Here is a 19,773-nt window from a genome sequence, read left to right as displayed (position 1 = left end):
CGGCTGCGCAGCAGTCGCAAATTGTTAACGCGGTGCAGCTTGAAAAAAGGGGCCGCTGCGCGCCCCAACGGGGATAAATCCCCTCGCCACGGAGGCGGTGCAAATGTTACGAAGCGGTAATCCGCCAAATCCCGAACGGCTGATACGCCGGATCGATGCGCATGAACTGATATTTGCCGTGCCAGTCCCAGCGATGGCCGTTCATCAAGTCTTCGCCATGGGTGGTGGCATCGTCCGGCAGGCCCATTTCCCACAGCGGCAGTTCGAAATTCGCTTCCTGCACGTTATGCGGATCGAGGCTGACCGCGACCAGGATGAAATTGCTGCCATCGGCGCTGCGCTTGCCGAAGTACAGAATGTTGTCGTTCCAGGCGTTGTAGATCTTCAGGCCCAAATGGGTGTGCAGCGCCGGGTTCTGCCGACGGATGCGGTTGAGCTGGGCGATTTCGGCAATGATGTTGCCCGGTGCGGTGAAGTCGCGGACGCGGATTTCGTATTTCTCCGAATCCAGGTATTCCTCTTTGCCCGGCACCGGTGCCGATTCGCACAACTCGAAGCCGGAATACATACCCCACAGGCCCGAGCCCATCGTTGCCAAGGCAGCGCGGATGAGGAAACCGGGACGCCCCGACTCATGCAAAAACGCCGGGTTGATGTCCGGGGTATTGACGAAGAAATTCGGCCGGTAGCATTCGCGCCACGGCGACTGATTCAGCTCGGTGAAATATTCCGCCAGTTCGGCCTTGGTATTGCGCCAGGTGAAATAGGTGTAGCTCTGCGAGTAACCGACCTTGCCCAGACGCGCCATCATCGCCGGCGTGGTGAAAGCCTCGGCGAGGAAGATCACTTCCGGATACAGGGTGCGCACATCGGCGATCAGCCATTGCCAGAACGGCAGCGGTTTGGTGTGCGGGTTGTCGACGCGGAAGATCTTCACACCTTCCTTGACCCAGCCGACGACGATGTCGCGCAACTCGACCCACAGACTCGGAATTGCATCCGGCGCATAGAAGTCGACGTTGACGATGTCCTGGTACTTCTTCGGCGGGTTTTCGGCGTATTTGATCGTGCCGTCCGGGCGCCAGTTGAACCAGCCCGGATGCTCCTTGAGCCACGGATGGTCCTGGGAGCACTGGATGGCGAAGTCGAGAGCGATTTCCAGGCCATGGTCGGCGGCGGCGGCCACCAAACGGCGGAAATCTTCACGGGTGCCGAGTTGCGAGTGAATCGCCTCGTGGCCGCCCTCCTCGCTACCGATCGCGTACGGGCTGCCAGGATCGTCCGGGCCGGCAGTCAGGGAATTGTTGCGGCCCTTGCGGTGGGCGCGGCCGATCGGGTGAATCGGCGTGAAGTACAACACGTCGAAACCCATGTCCTGAATCATCGGCAGACGCGAGTGCACATCGTTGAACGTGCCGTGACGCTGGGGATCGTCAGTGATCGAGCGCGGAAACAGCTCATACCAACTGGCGAACTCGGCGAGTTCGCGCTCGACGTCCATGGGGAATTCGGCGCTGATGCTGAGGTAGGCGCGGTGATCAGCCTGGGCCATCAGCTCTGCACTGCGCGAGTGCAGAAACAGCGCAACCTGCTCGGTTTCGAGCAGGCCGGACAATTCATGGTGCAGCGCGGCAAGCTGCTCGCTGAGCTGACCTTCGCTGCGTTCTGCGGCCTGTTGCACCATGGTCCGGCCTTCCTGCAGCTCCAGGGAAACCGGCACAGCAGCGTTGTGCTTCTTTTCCAGTTCGTACTGGAAGCTGGCGAAATGGTCGATCCACGCTTCGATGCAATACAGATAGCGGCCCTGCTCTTCGGGGCGGAACTGGCCTTGCCAGGTGTTGTTGCCCTGATCGGACATGACCTCGGTCTGCCAGGTTTCCTGGCCTTCTTCGCGCCAGCGGATGCGTACGGCGAGCTTGTCATGGCCGTCGGCAAACACTTTGCTGGTCACCACCACTTCGCGCCCGGCAATCGACTTGACGGCAAACTGGCCGCCGTCGAGGGTCGGCATGGTGTTTTCGATGACGATTCGAGGCAGCAGCAACGCCTGCGACAATGGCATGTGCGGGTTGTAACTCAGCTCTGAAGGTCTTTCAGCAGTCATTGAGCATCTCTCCTTAACGCCCCAAGGACGCTCTTGTGCCGGAACAGTATTCGCGACAAAGCGCCGGCCCTGTCATGAACTCACTTAGGTTCCGAGCAACCGGCGCGGGGAAAAGTTCAGATGAAATTAACAAGACAAACCGGCGGATCGAATTTGCCGTGGCCGGGTCAACTTACTTAAGCACGTCCCACGCCATGTGCCATACGGAGGTCATCAGATGAACATCCCGATCCCGGCGGAAACGCCTGATCCGAACATCGACAAACCCACCCTGCCGGATACCGAGCCGCCACCGGTGCCCGAGCAAGAGCCACCCGGCACCACGCCACCGCCGAAAGAAGAGCCACCGAATACGATGCCGCCAGTGATCGTCTGACCCTGCCCCCCTGATCGTTCCCACGCTCCGCGTGGGGATGCCTCAACGGACGCTCCGCGTTCGGCTCCAGAAGGGACGCGGAGCGTCCCGGGCTGCATTCCCACGCGGAGCGCGGGAACGATCAGGCAACGATCAGGCAACGATCATTAGCCGGCGGGAAGTCAGAGGTGGTCGTTCTTGTCGACATCCTTTTCGAACACTCTCACCACGTAAGGCATCACGCTGAAAATCGCCAGTGCCAGAATGGTACTGAGCAATGCCGTCGCTTCCTTGCCCAGCCCCGCCGCCACGCCGATCGCCGCCGTCATCCATAAGCCCGCCGCCGTGGTCAGGCCTTTGACATGGGCCTCGTCGCCCTGCTGATTTTTCAGAATGGTGCCGGCGCCGAGAAAGCCGATCCCGGCAATCACACCCTGCAAGACCCGACTCATGGCATCGGATTCTGCGCCCGAGGTCTGCGGCACCAACACGAATAGCGCAGCGCCCAACGCCACCAGCATGTGCGTGCGCACGCCCGCTGCCTTGCCTTTATGCTCGCGCTCAAATCCGAGTATCCCGCCGAGAATCGCCGCCATCAGCAGGCGTACGGTGATCCGGGTCATTTGCGAGGCGTCGCCGATATCGGCAAATTCGGCTTGCATCGTGGCCCACACTTCATCCCACCAGTCTTCCATCGTGCTTCCCTTGTTATTGGCTTGATAAGCGATGGACAACAGCGACCATTAATCGGTTGCGCAGAACGAACTGCGCGCTGCGTTTCCTAACGTGCAGACCTCACTTGAAAGGACTGCCGCCATGACCGTTCGAATCGATGAATCCAACCCTGAGCAGAAAGTGTGTTTTTTCACCGTCGAGCATGGTGAGGAAATCCGTATCTGCGACACGTTGACAGTCGAGACCGATAGCGAAAAAGCCATGTCGTTCGTGGAAATCGAAGGCAAACGCGCCTACATCACCGAAGCAGAAGCCGATGTCTTGACCGTCGCCGGGGCCAAGGACGGGCGCAAACATCTGAAGGCCGATGACAGTGATTCGGTGGTTTGATTGATCTCGATCAACACCCGGCGCAGGCGCCTGCAATAGGCGTTTGCGCCGCGCCCACCCTGATGCTTCAAGTTGTCGCAGGGATTGCGCCAAACCCCATCTGATCCGCTTTTTATTGCCAAACCTGAGTCTGTTCTGCAAACAGATCGGCGCTCATAGTGCATCGGCCTGATGGAGGCTGATGAGCGAACGAACATGAGCGAGCAAATCCCCGTCCGAACCGTAGAAGCAGCGCCGACGATAAGAAGCGTACCCGCACGCCCTCTGAAAGCGACTGCCGGATCCAGCGACAAGCAGATCCACACCCGCAGTTTCACCGGCCTGTTCCGCAACCTGCGTATGAGCGGTGCCGGGTTTCTGTTCCTGCTGTTCTTCGGCACCGTGTGGCTGAACTGGGGCGGTCGGCAGGCGGTGCTGTGGGATCTGGCGGAGAGCAAATTCCACATCTTCGGCGCGACGTTCTGGCCGCAGGATTTCATTCTGCTCTCAGCATTGTTGATCATCGCTGCGTTCGGACTCTTCGCGATTACCGTGTTCGCCGGTCGCGTCTGGTGCGGTTACACCTGCCCGCAGAGTTCGTGGACGTGGATCTTCATGTGGTGCGAGAAGATCACCGAAGGCGAGCGCAACCAACGGATCAAACTGCAAGCGGCGCCGTGGAGCCTGAACAAACTGGCGCGGCGCGCCGCCAAGCACACGTTGTGGCTGGCGATCAGCGTGATGACCGGCCTGACCTTCGTCGGTTACTTCACCCCGATCCGGCCGCTGGCTGAAGATTTGCTGACCCTGCAGATCGGTGGCGTCAGTCTGTTCTGGGTGCTGTTCTTCGCCGCCGCCACCTACATCAACGCCGGTTGGCTGCGTGAAGCCGTGTGCATGCACATGTGCCCGTATGCGCGGTTCCAGAGTGTGATGTTCGACAAGGACACGCTGACCATTGCCTACGACGCCGCCCGTGGCGAAAACCGTGGTCCGCGCAAGCGTGACGTGCGCCCGGTCGAAGCCGGCCTGGGTGATTGCATCGACTGCCAGTTGTGCGTGCAGGTCTGCCCGACCGGCATCGACATCCGCGATGGCTTGCAAATGGAATGCATCGGCTGCGCAGCGTGCATCGACGCCTGCGATTCGATCATGGACAAAATGCATTACCCGCGCGGCCTGATCCGCTACAGTTCCGAGCGCGAATTGCAGGGCGGCAAAACCCATCTGCTGCGTCCGCGTTTGATTGGCTATACGGCGGTGTTGTTGGTGATGATCGGAGCGTTGGCGCTGGCATTGATCGAGCGGCCGATGGTGTCGCTGGACGTGACCAAGGATCGCGGGTTGTTCCGCGAGAACGCTCAGGGGCAGATCGAGAATATTTATTCGCTGAAAGTGATCAACAAGACTCAGCAGCGACAGGAATACCGGTTGAGTCTGGTTGATGGGGACGGGTTTGAGTTGCAGGGCAAAACGGCCCTGAGCCTGGCGCCGGGAGAGATTGTCGATGTGCCGGTGTCGGTGGCGATGACCACCGAGCGCCCGGCGAGCAGTTCGCAGACATTGAGTTTCAGGATTGAAGACAGTGACGAGCCGCAGGTATACAGCGTGGCGAAGAGCCGGTTTGTGGCGCCGATAAATCGTTGAGAATTTGGCATTGCTGCCCTCACCCCAGCCCTCTCCCGGAGGGAGAGGGAGCCGACCGAGGTGTCTGTCGCTATGCATCGACCTGAAAGACCGAGTCGATTATGGATTCGGCAAAGCACTGTCAGGTCGGCGTATTTCATCAGCATCCCCCAATCAGTCCCCTCTCCCGGAGGGAGAGGGAGCCGACCGAGGTGTCTGTCGCTATGCATCGACCTGAAAGACCGAGTCGATTATGGATTCGGCAAAGCACTGTCAGGTCGGCGTATTTCATCAGCATCCCCCAATCAGTCCCCTCTCCCGGAGGGAGAGGGAGCCAACCGAGGTGTCTGTCGCTATGCATCGACCTGAAAGACCGAGTCGATTATGGATTCGGCAAAGCACTGTCAGGCCGGCATATTTCATCAGCATCCCCCAATCAGTCCCCTCTCCCTCTGGGAGAGGGCTAGGGTGAGGGCTCCTTCCCTGACACACCACAAAATCATGTCCACCAAGGCCCACCGATGAAACGCTACGAAAAATTCGCCGACGACATCGCTGAACTGATCCGCTCCGGCGTCCTCGGCCCCGGCCAGCGGGTGCCGTCGGTGCGCTACGCCAGCCAGACCTACGGCGTCAGCCCGTCCACGGTGTTCCAGGCCTATTACCTGCTCGAACGCCGCGGCCTGATCCGCGCCCGGCCGCGCTCCGGTTACTTCGTCAACGCCCATACGCCGAGCACATTCTCCGAGCCGGTAATCAGCAGCCAGGTCAACGAATCCACTGAAGTCGACGTCAGCGAGTTGGTGTTCTCGGTACTCGATTCGATCAAAGACCCCAACACCGTGCCCTTCGGCTCGGCCTTCCCCAGCCCGACGCTGTTCCCGCTGCAACGCCTGTCGCGTTCCCTGGCCAGCGCCGCGCGGGAGATGGACCCGCGCATGGTCGTCACCGACATGTCGCCGGGCAATCCGCAACTGCGCCGGCAGATTGCCCTGCGCTACATGGTCGGCGGGCTGATGTTGCCGATGGAAGAATTGCTTATCACCAACGGCGCCCTCGAAGCGCTGAACCTGTGTTTGCAAGCGGTGACCGAGCCCGGTGATCTGGTGGCCATCGAAGCCCCGGCGTTCTACGCCAGCCTGCAGGTGCTCGAGCGCCTGAAACTGAAAGCCGTGGAGATCCCCGTGCACCCGCGCGATGGCATCGACCTCGGTGTGCTCGCGCAGACGTTGGAACGCCATCCGATCAAGGCCTGCTGGTGCATGACCAGTTTCCAGAATCCGATGGGCGCGACTGTGCCCGAGGCGAAGAAACAGGAACTGGTCGAACTGCTGCGTCAGCATCAGGTGCCGTTGATCGAAGACGACGTCTACGCCGAGCTTTATTACGGGCAACAGGCGCCAAAACCGGCCAAGGCTTTTGATACCGAAGGATTGGTCATGCATTGCGGCTCGTTCGCCAAAAGTCTCGCCCCCGGTTATCGCATCGGCTGGGTGGCAGCCGGACGTTTCGCGCAGAAAATCGAACGGCTGAAGCTGATGACCTCGCTGTGCGCTTCGATGCCGGCGCAAGCGGCTATCGCCGATTATCTGCAACACGGCGGCTACGATCGGCATCTGCGCAAACTTCGTTATGCCCTGGAAGAACAGCAGAGCGCGATGCTCGCGGCGATTGCCCGCTACTTTCCGGCGCAGACCCGGGTCAGCCAACCGGCGGGCGGCTACTTTCTGTGGCTGGAATTGCCGGAGCAGATGGATTCGCTGAAGTTATTTCAAATGGCACTGGCACAAGGCATCAGCATCGCGCCGGGGCCGATCTTCTCGCCGACCCAGCGCTTCAGGAACTGTATTCGCTTGAACTACGGCAGCCCGTGGACCGAGGAATCGGAAAAGGCCATGGAGACGTTGGGGCGGATTGTGCGGTCGTTCTGAGGGATAGATGTTGTCTGGACTGGCCCCTTCGCGAGCAGGCTCGCTCCCACATGGGGTCTGTATTCACAAATCCACTGTGGGAGCGAGCCTGCTCGCGAAGAGGCCGGTTTTAACACTGCAAACCCACCGGTTTACCGCCCACCCCCCAAATCAACAAACGTCCCGGTCGCATACGATGCCTTGTCCGACAGCAACCAGACAATCGCCTCCGCAACTTCATCCGGCCGCCCGCCCCGGGCCATGGGAATCGCCGATTCGAGCTTGCTGACCCGATCCGGGTCGCCGCTCAGCGCATGGAAGTCGGTATAGATGTAGCCCGGACGCACGGCATTGACGCGAATGCCCTCACCCGCGACTTCTTTCGACAGACCGATAGTGAAGGTGTCGAGCGCACCCTTGGATGCGGCGTAATCAACGTACTCGTTCGGCGAACCGAGGCGTGCCGCGACCGAGGAGACGTTGACGATGCTGCCGCCCTGCCCGCCGTGTTTGGGCGACATGCGCAGGATCGCGTGTTTGGCGCAGAGGATCGGCGCCAGCACGTTGGTTTTCATGATTTTGAGGATGCGGAATTCGGACATTTCATCGACTCGCGACTTCTGCCCGACGGTGCCGGCGTTGTTGACCAGCGCGGTAACCCGGCCCAGTTCGGCGTCGACGCGCTGAAACATCGCGATCACTTCGTCTTCGATGCTGACATCGGCGCGAACCGCGATGGCCTGCGCGCCCAAGGCTCGAACCTGTTCGAGTACGCTGTGTGCGGCCTGCTCATCCGACTGGTAGTTGATGCAGATCCGGTAGCCCTGTTCGGCTGCCAGCAATGCCGTAGCCGCGCCGATTCCGCGCCCGCCCCCGGTGATGACAATGACTTTATCCATGCTGGCCTTCCCCCACGTGCACACGTAACAGTCGGGGGAAGAATAACTGCCATTCATGGCTTTTGCATGAGTTCTATGGTGTTTGCACAAGCGCCTTCGCGAGCAGGCTCGCTCCCACAAGGGAATGCGATCACCTGTGGGAGCGAGCCTGCTCGCGAAGAACGATGACTCGGTATCTCAGACCACCGCCAGCCGTTGCCCACGCACGATGTCCTGCATGAAGCGCTCCGCCGGCATCGGATGGCCGAGCAGATAGCCCTGCAGCGAATCACAGCCCAGTTTGGTCAGGAAGTCCTGTTGCGCGCCGGTTTCGACACCTTCGGCGACAATCCGCAAATCCAGGGCCTGCCCCAGCGCAACAATCGCCGAGACGATTGCAGCATCATCGCTGTCGTGCTCCAGATCGCGGACGAAACCGCGGTCGATCTTCAGCTCATTGGCCGGCAGGCGCTTGAGGTACATCAGGCTGGAATAACCGGTGCCGAAGTCGTCGATCGACAGGTCGACACCCATGTCCGACAGCTCTTGCAGCACGGTCATGCTCGCATCGGCGTCGCTCATGGCCGTGGTTTCGGTGATTTCCAGAGTCAGGCTGTTGGCCGGCAGGTGATGGGTCGCCAGCGCCTTGGCCACGCTTTGCACCAGCCCGGCATGGCAGAACTGCAAGGCCGAGAGGTTCACGGCGATGCGCCAGTCGGTGTAACCGAGCACGTACCATTCGCGCATCTGCCGGCAGGCTTCGTTGAGCACCCATTCACCCATCGGAATGATCAGCCCGGTTTTCTCCGCCAGATCAATGAACTTGTCCGGCATCAACATGCCGTACAGCGGATGCTTCCAACGCAGCAGCGCTTCAGCACCGACCGGACGGCCATTGGCGGCGTCGAACTTGGGCTGGTAATGCAGACAGAACTGGTTGTGCTCGATGGCCGCGCGCAGATCCTGTAACAGTTGCAATTGTTTGCGCGCGTTGGTGTTCATCGATGCATCGAAGAAGCTGTAGCCGTTCTTGCCGCCGCCCTTGGCGTGGTACATCGCGGCGTCGGCGTTCATCAGCAGTTCCTGGGCGTTGTCACCGTTGCCCGGGTAGAGGGCAATGCCGACGCTGGCGGAAATCTGCAGATCATGTTCAGCGACGCGGAACGTGCGACCGATCAGGCTGACCTGACGCGCAGCCAGGCTCAAGGCGTCATTGGGCTCGCTCAAACGCACCAGCAGAACGAACTCATCGCCGCCGATTCGCGCAAGAGTGTCCTGGCTGCGCAAGTCTTCACGCAGACGCGCGCCGACCTCGCGCAGCAATTGGTCGCCCATGTGATGGCCGAATGCGTCGTTGACCGGTTTGAAGCCGTCGAGGTCGATGAACATCAAGGCGAAGCAGCCACCCTGCTCTTGCACCTTTTTGATCGCCTGATTGATGCGGTCGTCGAGCAGCATGCGGTTGGGCAGACTGGTCAGCGGATCGTGCAGGGCCAGTTGGGTGAGTTCGCGGTTGGCCACCGTCAGCGAGTGCGCCAGATCAGCCGTGCGCGCTTCGAGGCGGGCGTCGAGGATCGAGGTCAACAACGCAATCGACAGCACCGCCAGCGTGGTCACCACGACCAGACTGTCGAGGCCATTGCCCTTCAAGCCATTGAGCGTCGCGCCGCAGAAACTGCCGTCAGGAAATTGCGCAGCAGCCATGCCGGTGTAATGCATGCCGACAATTGCCACACCCATGATCACCGCCGCACCTGCGCGAATCAGCCGCACATAGGGCGAGTGCTGACGCAGGCGAAAGGCAATCCACAATGCCGCTGCCGAGGCGCCGACGGCGATCAGCAGGGAGGCACTGAACAGGGTCGGGTCGTAATCGATGCCCGGTGTCATGCGCAGCGCGGCCATGCCGGTGTAGTGCATGGCGCTGATGCCCGAACCCATGATCAGCGCACCGAAAGCCAGTTGCGCCAGCGGCAGTTTCGGTTGGCTGACCAGCCACAACGCGAAGCCGCAGGACAGCACCGCGATCAGCAGCGACAGCGCAGTGAGGGCGAAGTCGTAGCCCAGGTCGATCGGCAATTTGAAGGCGAGCATGCCGATGAAATGCATCGACCAGACGCCAACGCCCATCGCCAACGCCCCGCCCGCCGTCCAGAAATGCACGGCCCGGCCTTTAGCCGTGGCAATGCGCCCGGTGAGATCGAGCGCCGTGTAGGAAGCCAGAATGGCCACGCACAACGAAATGAAAACCAGGGTGAAGGAGTAGCTGCCGATGAGCATGGACGTTCTCGTGACAAGCCGAAACCGTACTGCTTCCATTCTCGGTCGGGCAAATGCGGCGATTGTACTGATTGCGCGGAAGAACGCACTGACAAAGTAACCAAATTGCCATCAAGCCGATGAAACGCTTGTTCGATCGTCCTACAAGGCTCTGCGGTGGGCTTTAACCTCACCCTGTGAAAGCGATCTCATGCCAGACAAAAATCCCCGTGGGAGCGAGCCTGCTCGCGAAGGCGTCGGCACAGCCACCATCGTAGTTGCCTGACCCACCGCTTTCGCGAGCAGGCTCGCTCCCACAGGTTCAGCGGTTGTCGCTGACGTCGAGTTGGCCGTCCCAGCCGCCGCCCAGCGCGGCGATCAGTTGCACGCTGGCGATCAGTCGGTTCTGCAGAATATTCAGCACACTGCGTTCGTTGCTCAGCGCCGTGGCTTGCACCACGACCACGTCGATATAGGCAATCAGCCCGGCCTTGTACTGGTTTTCCGTCAGGCGCAGAGAATCGCGGGCAGCATCCAGCGCTTCCTGGCGCACTGCCGCTTCGTCCTCATACACCTTGAGCTGGACCAGGTAGTTTTCCACTTCGCGGAAACCGTCGAGCACGGTCTGGCGGTAGCGCGCGACGGTTTCGTCATAGGCCGCCTCGCTGCGGTCAACCTCGGCCGAACGAATGCCGCCGTCGAACAGCGGCAGAGAAAGCTGCGGGCCGACCGACCAGAAACGGTTCGGCAGGCTGATCAGGTTTTTCGAGGTACTGCTGCTGTAGCCGCCGCTCAGGCTCAGGGTCAGGTCCGGGTAATACGCGGCTTTCGCCACGCCGACATTGGCGTTGGCGGCGATCACAGAGCGCTCTGCCGAAGCGATGTCAGGACGGCGTTCGAGCAATTGCGAAGGCAGGCTCAACGGCACTTGCGGCAGATTCGGGATGTTCTGGCTTTCGGCAATGCTGAAGTTGGCCGGGGCTTCGCCAGTGAGCACGGCAATGGCGTTTTCAAACTGTGCGCGCTGCCAGATCAGGTCGACCAGATCGGCCTGGGTGCTTTTCAACTGGGTTTGCGCCTGCGCCACCGCATCGCGCCCGGAAACCCCGGCGCGGTACTGGTTCTGCGTCATCTTCAGTGATCGCTCGTAAGCGGCAACCGTGGCTTCAAGCAAACGCTTCTGCTGATCGATGACGCGCAGTTGCAGGTAGTTCTGCACCAGCTCCGACTGCTGACTCAGACGCATCGCCGCCAGATCGGCAAAACTCGCCTGGGCGTTGGCCTCATCCGCCTCCAGCCCACGGCGCAGCTTGCCCCAGACATCGGCTTCCCAACTGACGCCCAGTTGCGCGGTGTAGGTATCACGAATACCGCTTGAGGAACTGCTCAGGCTCGAACTGCTGCTGCCGGTGCCCTGACTCGAGCGGTTCTTGCCCAGACTCAGGTCGACACTGGGGTAAAACGCCCCGCGTGCACTGCGCACCAAAGCCTGCGCCTGACGAAACTGCGCTTCGGACTGGGCGACGGTCTGGTTGGAGCTGTTGAGTTTTTCCACCAAGGCGTTGAGCTGCCGATCGCCGTACAACTCCCACCAGGCGCCCCGGGCCAGCGAGTCGCTGGGATTGGCCTGACGCCAGCCTTCGGCTTCCTTGAACTGAGCGATTTCGGCAGTTTGCGGGCGCTGGTAGTCCGGGCCGACTGCGCAAGCGCTGAGCAGCGCCACGCACAGCGACAGGCTCAATAGGCGCGAGCCGCGGACGGTGGCCAATTGGATAAGCGAACGGTCAGTCATAGCGGAGTTTCCAGAGCGGCATCAGTACGCACGCCACGCCATTTGTTGAAGCGATGGCGCAGCTTGTCGAGATAAAGGTAAACCACCGGGGTGGTGTAAAGGGTCAGGACCTGGCTGAACACCAGGCCGCCAATGATGGTCAGGCCCAGCGGCTGGCGCATTTCCGCACCCTCGGCGCGGCCGAGCAGCAACGGCAAGGCGCCGAGGATCGCCGCCAGCGTGGTCATCAGGATCGGCCGCAAGCGTTGCAGACAGGCGCTGCGGATCGACTCCAGCGGCGACAGGCCCTGATGACGCTCCAATTGCAGCGCCAGATCGATCATCAGAATGGCGTTCTTTTTCACCACGCCGATCAGCAGGAATATCCCCAGCAGGGAAATCAGGCTGAACTCGCCCCCCAATGCATAGATCGACAGCAACGCGCCAACCCCGGCCGAGGGCAAAGTCGAGAGAATGGTCAGCGGGTGAATGTAGCTTTCATACAGCACACCGAGCACCAGATACACCGCCAGCAACGCACCGAGGATCATGAACGGCTGGCTCTTCTGCGTCGCGGCGAAGGCGTCAGCGGTGCCGGCCATTTTCGCAATCACATCCTCCGGCAAACCGACCTTGGCGATCGCTCGTTCGATGGCGGCACTCCCCTGCTCCACGGTCACGCCTTCGGCCATATCAAATGAAATGCTTTCGGACGCAAACTGGCCTTCATGGCTGACGCGGTCGTTTTCCAGGCTGTTTTCGTAATGGGCGAACGTCGACAGCGGCACGCGCGCACCGTCAGCGGTAATCACCTCGACCTGCTTGAGCGTCACCGGATCCTGGGCGTATTTCGGATTGACCTCCATCACCACCTGATACTGATTGAGGCTGTCGTAGATCGTCGAAATCTGCCGCTGGCTGTAAGCGTTGTTGAGCACGGCGGTGACCATGTTCATGTCGACCCCCAGGCGCTTGGCCTGATCCCGGTCGACAATCAGTGTCACCTGCTGCGCCCCGGCACCTTCGCGGGCATCGATGGCGGTCAGCTCGGGCAAAGCGCGCAACGCGGTGACCACTTTCGGGAACCACTTGCGCAGCTCGGCGAGGTCGCCGCTTTGAAGGATGTAGGTGTATTGCGAACTGGTCTGCTCGCGGCCGCCGCCAAATTGCAGGTCCTGGTCGGCCATCAGCATCAACTGCGCCCCGGGCACCTTGGGCATTTCCTTGCGCAGACGCTCGATGACTTTCTGTGCCGACAGCTGGCGCTCCTTGATCGGTTTCAGGCGCACGATCATGAAGGCGTTGTTGGTGCCGTTGTTGCCGCCGATGAACCCGGCCACGCTTTCCACCGCTTCATCCTTGAGCACGGCGCGGCGGAAGGTTTCCATTTTCGGCTGCATGACGTTGAAGGACAGACCGTCGTCGCCACGCACGAAACCGATCAACTGGCCGGTGTCCTGCTGCGGCAGGAAGGTTTTCGGCACCACCACATACAGCGCAATGTTGACGCCAACAGTGAGCAGCAGACTGAACAAGGTCAGACGGCGATGACGCAATACCCAGTCGAGGCTGGTGGCGTATTTGCCGACCATCCAGTCGTTGGTCTTGTGGCTCCAGCGTTGCAGGCGGTTTTCCTGGCCCGGCGTGTGCGGCTTGAGCCAGCGCGCGCAGAGCATTGGCGTCAGCGTCAGGGAAACCACCAGCGACACCACGATTGCCGCCGCCAGGGTGATGGAAAATTCGCGGAACAGGCTCTCGACCAGCCCGCCCATGAACAGGATCGACAGGAACACCGCCACCAGCGAGACGTTCATCGACAGCAGGGTAAAGCCGACTTCCTTGGCCCCAAGGTACGCGGCCTGCATCGGCTTGACGCCTTCGTCGATATGCCGGGAAATGTTCTCCAACACCACGATGGCGTCGTCCACCACCAGTCCGGTGGCGAGAATCAGCGCCATCAGCGACAGGTTGTTCAGCGAGAACCCGTACAGGTACATCACCGCAAAGGTACCGACCAGCGACACCGGCACCGCCAGGGTCGGGATCAGCGAGGCGCGAAAGTTACCCAGAAACAGGTAAACCACCAGCACCACCAGGGCGACGGCGATCAGCAAGGTCATTTCGGCTTCGTGCAGCGTGGCCTTGATCACTGGCGAGCGATCCATGGCCAGATTGAGTTTGACGCTGGCCGGCAGCACCGCTTGCAGCGCGGGCAACTGCGCTTTGATCTCGTTGACCGTCTCGATGATGTTGGCGCCGGCCTGACGGTTGATCACCAGCAATACCGCCGCGTCGTCGTTGAAGAAACCGCTGTTGTAACGGTCTTCGACGCCATCGCTGACTTTCGCCACGTCCTTGAGACGCAATGCGGCGCCGTCAGCGTAGTGAATGATCAGCGACTCGTAATCCTTGGCTTTCTCCAACTGGTCGTTGGCCTGGATCTGCCACAGGCGCTCGCCGTCCTCGACCGAGCCCTTGGGCCGGCGCACGTTAGCGTCGGCGATGGTCTTGCGCACATCGTCGAGGGCCACGCCGTACTGGTTCAGCGCCTGCGGTTCGAGTTCGATGCGCACCGCCGGCAGCGAACTGCCACCGATCTGTACTTCACCGACGCCCTGCACTTGCGACAGGCTTTGCGAGAGGATGGTCGAGGCCAGGTCGTAGAGCTGGCCTTTTTCCAGCACATCCGAAGTCAGCGACAGCACCATGATCGGCGCCTGCGACGGATTGACCTTTTTATACGTCGGCATGCTGCGCATCCCGCTCGGCAGCAGATTGCGCGAGGCGTTGATCGCCGCCTGCACTTCCCGCGCCGCGCCGTTGATGTCGCGGTCGAGGTCAAACTGCAGAATCACCCGCGTCGAACCCTGACTGGAGCGGCTGCTCATGGTGTTGACACCGGCAATCGCACCGAACGACCGCTCCAGCGGCGTCGCCACCGTCGAAGCCATCACCTCGGGACTTGCGCCCGGCAGACTGGCCTGGACGACAATCACCGGGAAATCCATCTGCGGCAACGGCGATACCGGCAACAGCCCGAAGCTGACCCCACCGAGCAACATGATTGCCAGGGAGAGCAGCATGGTTGCCACGGGGCGTTTGATGAAAGGGCCGGAGAGGTTCATCGACTCTTGTTCTCCCCGCATACCTCTGTGGGAGCGAGCCTGCTCGCGAATGCGCCCTTACCTTCAACTTTGGCAGTGACTGACCTCCCGCTTTCGCGAGCAGGCTCGCTCCCACAGGGGAGATATATTCCGACAGTCATACCGCGACCTCTTCACCTTCGGCTTTGGATTTGCCAAAGCGCCTTCCGAGGCGGTCGAAGTACAGGTAAATCACCGGTGTGGTGAACAGCGTCAACACCTGGCTCACCAACAAGCCGCCGACCATCACCAGACCCAACGGCTGACGCAGTTCCGCGCCAGACCCCGTGGCCAGCATCAGCGGCACTGCGCCGAACAACGCTGCCAGTGTGGTCATCAGAATCGGCCGGAAGCGCAGCAGCGCCGCTTGATAGATCGCCTCTGCCGGGGCCATGCCCTGGGTGCGTTCGGCGTCGAGGGCGAAGTCGATCATCATGATCGCGTTCTTCTTGACGATACCGATCAACAGAATGATGCCGATGATCGCGATCATGCCCAGGTCGTTGCCACTGAGCAGCAACGCCAGCAAGGCACCGACTGCGGCGGACGGCAAGGTCGAAAGAATGGTGATCGGGTGGATGTAGCTCTCGTAGAGCACGCCGAGGACGATGTACATGGTCACCACCGCCGCCAGAATCAGCAGCAAGGTGCTCGACAGCGAAGCCTGGAACGCCTGCGCCGCGCCCTGGAACTGAGTCTGCACGCCGACCGGCATGCCGATGTCCTGCTGCACCTGCTCGATGATGTCCACAGCGTGCCCCAACGCCACGCCCGGCGCGAGGTTGAACGACATCATCACCGCCGGGAACTGGCCGATGTGAGTGATCGCCAATTGCGCCTGACGCTCTTCAACATGCGCCAGACTCGACAGGCGTACCTGCGCGCCGTCGGTGGTCTTGACGTGAATCTGATCCAGCGCCTGCGGGCCGATCTTCTCCCCGGCCTGGGCTTGCAGCACCACGCGGTACTGGCTGGCCTGGGTGTAAATGGTCGAAATCTGCCGCTGGCCGAAGGCGTCGTACAGCGCATCGGTGATATTCGCCACCGACACGCCAAGGCGCGATGCGGCGTCGCGGTCGATCACCAGATAGACCTGCAAGCCTTTGTCCTGCAGATCACTGGCCACGTCGGTCAACTCCGGACGCTGGGCCAGGGCTTCGACCAGACGGCCACTCCACTGGCTGAGCAATTCCGAGTCCGGCGAGGACATGCTGAACTGGTACTGGGTGCGGCTGACCCGATCCTCGATGGTCAGGTCCTGCACCGGCTGCATGAACAGCCGAATGCCGACCAGTTTGTCCAGTTGTGGTTGCAGGCGTGCGATCACTTCGCTGGCCGTCAGATCGCGCTCGCCATGAGGCTTGAGGTTGATCAGCAAGCGGCCGCTGTTGAGCGTGGCGTTGTCGCCGTCGACGCCAATGTAGGACGACAGGCTCTGCACCGCCGGATCTTCAAGAATGATCTTCGCCAGTTGCTGCTGCCGCTCGCCCATCGCCGCGAAGGAGATCGACTGCGGCGCTTCGGAAATACCCTGAATCACCCCGGTGTCCTGCACCGGAAAGAAACCCTTCGGCACGATCACGTAAAGGAATACGGTCAACGCCAGCGTGCCGATGGCGACCAGCAAGGTCAGCGGCTGATGCTTGAGCACCCAGCGCAGCATCCGCCCGTATTCCTTGATCATCCAGTCGATGAACGCACCGCTGGCGCGGTAGAAACGGCCTTGCTCGTGTTCTTGCGGTTCACGCTTGAGCAGGCGCGCGCACATCATCGGCGTCAGGGTCAGCGACACCACCAGGGAAATCAGGATCGCCACCGCCAGGGTAATGGCGAACTCGCGGAACAGGCGCCCTACCACGTCGGCCATGAACAGCAGCGGAATCAGTACGGCGATCAGCGACAGGGTCAGGGAAATCAGGGTGAAGCCGATCTGTTTCGCGCCCTTGAGCGCGGCCTGCATCGGGCTGTCACCCTCTTCGATGAAGCGCGAAATGTTCTCGAGCATGACGATGGCGTCGTCGACCACGAAGCCGGTGGCAATGGTCAGCGCCATCAACGTCAGGTTGTTCACCGAGAAACCGGCGAGGTACATCACGCCGAAGGTGCCGATCAGCGACAGCGGCACGGCGACCGAGGGAATGATCGTCGCACTGGCGCGGCGCAGAAACAGGAACGTGACCATGACCACCAGCGCGATAGCGATCAGCAGTTCGTGTTGCACGTCGGTGACCGAGGCACGGATGGTCTGGGTGCGATCCGTCAGCACCGTGACGTCGAGGCCGGCCGGCAGGTTGTCGGTGATGCTCGGCAGCAAGGCCTTGATGCGGTCGACCACTTCGATAACGTTGGCGCCTGGCTGACGCTGGATGTTGAGCAGCACCGCCTGATTCTGGTTGGCCCACGCGGCCAGACGCTCGTTCTCGGCGCCATCGACGATTTCCGCGACGTCCTTGAGCCGCAACGGTGCGCCGTTCTTGTAGGTCAGGATGAGGTTGGCGTAGTCCTCGGGCGAGGTCAGTTGGTCGTTGGCATCGAGCATCGACACCCGGGTCGGGCCGTCGAAGTTGCCTTTCGGCTGGTTGACGTTGGAGGCGCCGATCAGCGTGCGCACGTCCGACAGGTTGAGGCTGTTGGCCGCCAGCGCTTCGGGGTTGACCTTGATCCGCACGGCCTGGCGCTGGCCACCGGCAATGCTGACCATGCCGACGCCGCTGATCTGGGCGATTTTCTGCGCCATGCGCGTATCGACCAGATCATTGAGCTTGGGCAGCAGCATGGTTTTCGAGGTGATGGCCAAGGTCAGAACAGGCGTGTCCGCCGGGTTGACCTTGTTGTACACCGGCGGTGCCGGCAGGTCGGTCGGCAGCAGGTTGGTCGCGGCGTTGATCGCGGCTTGCACCTGCTGTTCGGCGACGTCCATGTTGATGTCGAGGCTGAAACGCAGGGTCAGCACCGAAGCGCCGCCGGAGCTGGTCGAGGCCATTTGTGTGAGGCCCGGCATCTGCCCGAACTGGCGTTCAAGCGGCGCGGTGACGGCGCTGGTCATCACGTCCGGACTGGCGCCGGGGTACAGGGTCATGACGCGGATGGTCGGATAATCGACCTGCGGCAAGGCCGAAACCGGCAGCAGGCGATAAGCGATCAGGCCGGCCAGAACAATGGCCAGCATGCTCAGGGTGGTGGCTACCGGACGGAGGATGAACAGCCGCGAAATGTTCATGCGCCCTTCTTGGCCTTATCGGCTGTGGTCGCATCGGGATTGGCGGCAGATTTGCCTTGCAGGTGTTCGGTCGGCGAGGTCGGCACTTCGCTGCTGTCATTGACCACTTCGACTTCGCTGCCCTCCTTCAGGCGATCGGTGCCTTCAAGCACAACGCGATCACCCGCGGCGAGGCCTTCGGTGACCACGGTGTTGTCACCGTCGCTGGCACCGATTTTCAGTTGGCGAATGGTGACTTTCTTGTCGCCGTCCAGCGCATAGACAAAGGTGCCATTGGTGCCGAACTGAATCGCTGCCGACGGTGCCAGCACTACACCTTTGAGCGTGTCGGCCAGCAAATGAACGTTGACGAACTGATTGGGGAACAGCGACTGGTCGCGGTTATCGTAACGGGCCTTGAATTTCAGGGTGCCGGTGGCAACGTCGATCTGGTTGTCCAAGCTTTGCAGCACGCCAGTGGCTTGCAGCTTGGTGTCGCCGCGATCCCACGCTTCGGCAGGCAACTTGGCGCCACTGCGGTAACGGGCGAGCACGGTGTCGAGGCTGTTCTCCGGCAAGGTGAAGGCCACGCTGATCGGTTGCGTCTGGGTGATCACTGCTAGGAACGTCGTGTCATTAGCGGCGACGAGGTTGCCGACGTCGACCTGACGCAGACCGACGCGACCGGCAATCGGTGCGCGGATCTTGGTGAATTCGAGATTGAGCTTGGCGTCGTTGACCGCCGCCTGATTGGTCTTGACCGTGCCCAGGTACTGGCCAACCAGCGCTTCGGCGGTGTCGAGGGTCTGTTTGGCGATGCTGTCTTCTTTATACAGACCGCGGTAACGCTCGACGTCGACCTGGGCGTTTTTCAGTTGCGCCTGATTCTGCAGCAACGTGCCTTCGGCCTGGAGCAAAGCGTTCTGGTAAGGACGCGGATCGATCTCGGCCAACAGGTCGCCCGCCTTGACCATCTGCCCTTCTTCGAAATGAATCTTTACCAGTTCGCCGCCCACGCGGCTGCGCACGTTGATGGTATTGAGCGCGGTAACCGTGCCCAGTGCCTTGTAATACAGCGGGAAGTCGCCCTTCACCGCCGGCGCCACACGCACCGGAATCGGCCCGGTACCGCCGCCGAAGCCGGGCCGCATCATTCCCGAGCGGCCGGTATGCCCAGCGGCCGCTTTGTCGCCTCCCGCCTTGTCAGCAGAGCCGGCGGGCCAGAATTTCCAGCACAGGACAGCGATGACCAACAGGACCAGCAGGCTGATCAGCCAGCGACGGGATTTGCGGGGGGACGATTGCATGGAGTTATTGACCATTGGGCGCGTGGGCTTCTATTACGGGAGGCTGAACGATAAGCACTGAGTGGATTTAAGCAAAGCAGCTTTACCGGCAATTTACCTTCCACTTACGTTTCAAGGTGTGAGGCAAAACCCTGATACACAAATGAAAACGGCCTGGACAGGGCCAGGCCGTTAACA

General features: G+C 61.1%; 12 protein-coding genes. 4 read left to right on the top strand and 8 right to left on the bottom strand.

The window, feature by feature from the left end; genetic code table 11:
• Positions 1–106: 106 nt before the first annotated feature.
• Complete coding sequence (locus PSH90_RS13235) at positions 107–2,104, bottom strand: alpha-1,4-glucan--maltose-1-phosphate maltosyltransferase (protein WP_305383056.1); 1,998 nt, start codon at positions 2,102–2,104, stop codon at positions 107–109.
• Between the two features lie 217 nt (positions 2,105–2,321).
• Between PSH90_RS13235 and PSH90_RS13230 the strand changes: the two genes are divergently transcribed.
• Complete coding sequence (locus PSH90_RS13230; protein WP_167351302.1) at positions 2,322–2,480, top strand: hypothetical protein; 159 nt, start codon at positions 2,322–2,324, stop codon at positions 2,478–2,480.
• A gap of 161 nt (positions 2,481–2,641) precedes the next feature.
• Here the strand turns inward: PSH90_RS13230 and PSH90_RS13225 are convergent, their stop codons facing one another.
• Positions 2,642–3,154, bottom strand: a complete 513-nt coding sequence (locus tag PSH90_RS13225) for an MgtC/SapB family protein (RefSeq protein WP_056785798.1) — start codon at positions 3,152–3,154, stop codon at positions 2,642–2,644.
• Positions 3,155–3,275: 121 nt separating this feature from the next.
• Between PSH90_RS13225 and PSH90_RS13220 the strand changes: the two genes are divergently transcribed.
• The 3 genes from PSH90_RS13220 (at position 3,276) to mapR (ending at position 7,060) form a co-directional block, all read left to right on the top strand.
• Positions 3,276–3,524, top strand: coding sequence for a DUF3203 family protein (locus PSH90_RS13220; RefSeq protein ID WP_056785796.1), 249 nt, complete (start codon positions 3,276–3,278; stop codon positions 3,522–3,524).
• A 195-nt stretch (positions 3,525–3,719) separates the two neighbouring features.
• Positions 3,720–5,150 (top strand): cytochrome c oxidase accessory protein CcoG, encoded by a 1,431-nt coding sequence (ccoG, locus tag PSH90_RS13215; protein ID WP_305383054.1) that lies wholly within the window; start codon positions 3,720–3,722, stop codon positions 5,148–5,150.
• Positions 5,151–5,650: 500 nt separating this feature from the next.
• A complete protein-coding gene (mapR, locus tag PSH90_RS13210; RefSeq protein WP_041480995.1) occupies positions 5,651–7,060 on the top strand; it encodes a GntR family transcriptional regulator MpaR in 1,410 nt (469 codons plus the stop codon).
• A gap of 131 nt (positions 7,061–7,191) precedes the next feature.
• Here mapR and PSH90_RS13205 read toward each other — a convergent pair whose 3' ends face one another.
• The 6 genes from PSH90_RS13205 to PSH90_RS13180 form a co-directional block, all read right to left on the bottom strand.
• Positions 7,192–7,938, bottom strand: coding sequence for an SDR family oxidoreductase (locus tag PSH90_RS13205; RefSeq protein WP_024012870.1), 747 nt, complete (start codon positions 7,936–7,938; stop codon positions 7,192–7,194).
• Between the two features lie 177 nt (positions 7,939–8,115).
• Complete coding sequence (locus PSH90_RS13200) at positions 8,116–10,197, bottom strand: bifunctional diguanylate cyclase/phosphodiesterase (RefSeq protein WP_305383051.1); 2,082 nt, start codon at positions 10,195–10,197, stop codon at positions 8,116–8,118.
• A gap of 301 nt (positions 10,198–10,498) precedes the next feature.
• Complete coding sequence (locus PSH90_RS13195) at positions 10,499–11,968, bottom strand: efflux transporter outer membrane subunit (protein WP_150635394.1); 1,470 nt, start codon at positions 11,966–11,968, stop codon at positions 10,499–10,501.
• A complete protein-coding gene (locus PSH90_RS13190) occupies positions 11,965–15,072 on the bottom strand; it encodes an efflux RND transporter permease subunit (protein WP_071172349.1) in 3,108 nt (1,035 codons plus the stop codon). The genes PSH90_RS13195 and PSH90_RS13190 overlap by 4 nt, the downstream gene beginning before the upstream one ends.
• Before the next feature lie 136 nt (positions 15,073–15,208).
• The gene (locus PSH90_RS13185; protein WP_252885980.1) at positions 15,209–18,310 is read right to left on the bottom strand and encodes an MdtB/MuxB family multidrug efflux RND transporter permease subunit; all 3,102 of its coding nucleotides are present in this window, start codon (positions 18,308–18,310) and stop codon (positions 15,209–15,211) included.
• Positions 18,307–19,611, bottom strand: coding sequence for an MdtA/MuxA family multidrug efflux RND transporter periplasmic adaptor subunit (locus tag PSH90_RS13180; protein WP_041481001.1), 1,305 nt, complete (start codon positions 19,609–19,611; stop codon positions 18,307–18,309). The genes PSH90_RS13185 and PSH90_RS13180 overlap by 4 nt, the downstream gene beginning before the upstream one ends.
• Between the last annotated feature and the right edge of the window lie 162 nt (positions 19,612–19,773).

It is taken from the genome of Pseudomonas sp. FP1762, assembly GCF_030687105.1.
Lineage (GTDB): Bacteria > Pseudomonadota > Gammaproteobacteria > Pseudomonadales > Pseudomonadaceae > Aquipseudomonas > Aquipseudomonas siliginis.
This window is presented reverse-complemented; position numbering and strand designations above follow the sequence as displayed.